We start from the raw sequence: 1,179 nt of genomic DNA, 5'->3' as shown, positions 1-1,179 counted from the left end.
ATTACTCGACGATGGATGCAACGATGCCAGCGCCGACGGTACGGCCGCCTTCGCGGATAGCGAAGCGAAGCTTTTCTTCCATCGCGATCGGAACGATCAGCTCAACGGCAACCGTGACGTTGTCGCCTGGCATAACCATTTCCGTGCCTTCCGGAAGCGTCACGATGCCCGTCACGTCCGTCGTGCGGAAGTAGAACTGCGGACGGTAGTTCGTGAAGAACGGCGTATGACGGCCGCCTTCTTCCTTCGTCAGGATGTAGGCTTCGGCCATGAACTTCTTGTGCGGCTTGACAGAGCCCGGCTTGCACAGGATCTGACCACGCTCAACGCCGTCACGGTTAACACCGCGAACCAGTGCGCCGATGTTGTCGCCTGCCTGGCCCTGATCGAGCAGCTTGCGGAACATTTCAACGCCGGTAACCGTCGTCTTCGACGTCGGGCGAATGCCAACGATTTCGACTTCTTCACCAACCTTGACGATACCGCGCTCAACACGACCCGTCACAACCGTACCACGGCCCGAGATCGAGAACACGTCTTCGATCGGCATCAGGAACGGCTGGTCGATCGGACGCTCCGGCGTCGGGATGTAGGCGTCAACCTGAGCCATCAGCTCGCGGATCGCGTCTTCGCCGATCTTCTTGTCGCTGTCTTCAAGAGCAGCAAGCGCCGAACCCTTGACAACCGGGATGTCGTCGCCCGGGAAGTCGTAGGACGACAGAAGTTCGCGAACTTCCAGTTCAACCAGCTCGAGAAGCTCGGCGTCGTCAACCTGGTCGACCTTGTTCAGGAACACGACGATTGCCGGAACGCCAACCTGACGAGCAAGCAGGATGTGCTCGCGCGTCTGCGGCATCGGGCCGTCGGCAGCCGAGCAAACCAGGATCGCGCCGTCCATCTGTGCAGCACCCGTGATCATGTTCTTGACATAGTCAGCGTGGCCGGGGCAATCGACGTGAGCGTAGTGACGGTTCGGCGTCTCATACTCAACGTGCGCCGTCGAGATCGTGATACCACGAGCCTTCTCTTCCGGAGCAGCGTCGATCTGGTCGTACGCCTTGAACTCGCCGAAGTACTTCGTGATCGCTGCCGTCAATGACGTCTTGCCGTGGTCAACGTGCCCAATCGTACCAATGTTGACGTGCGGCTTATTGCGCTCAAACTTACTCTTTGCCATTT

General features: G+C 58.9%; 1 protein-coding gene. It reads right to left on the bottom strand.

Annotated features, from left to right (window positions below):
- Position 1: 1 nt before the first annotated feature.
- Positions 2 to 1,177 carry an elongation factor Tu gene (gene tuf / locus QD461_RS36630; RefSeq protein ID WP_015339584.1) on the bottom strand — a complete coding sequence of 392 codons (1,176 nt, stop codon included), beginning with the start codon at positions 1,175 to 1,177 and terminating at the stop codon, positions 2 to 4.
- Between the last annotated feature and the right edge of the window lie 2 nt (positions 1,178 to 1,179).

It is taken from the genome of Rhizobium sp. BR 314, from assembly GCF_047445805.1.
Classification (GTDB): Bacteria; Pseudomonadota; Alphaproteobacteria; order Rhizobiales; family Rhizobiaceae; genus Rhizobium; species Rhizobium lusitanum_B.
This window is presented reverse-complemented; position numbering and strand designations above follow the sequence as displayed.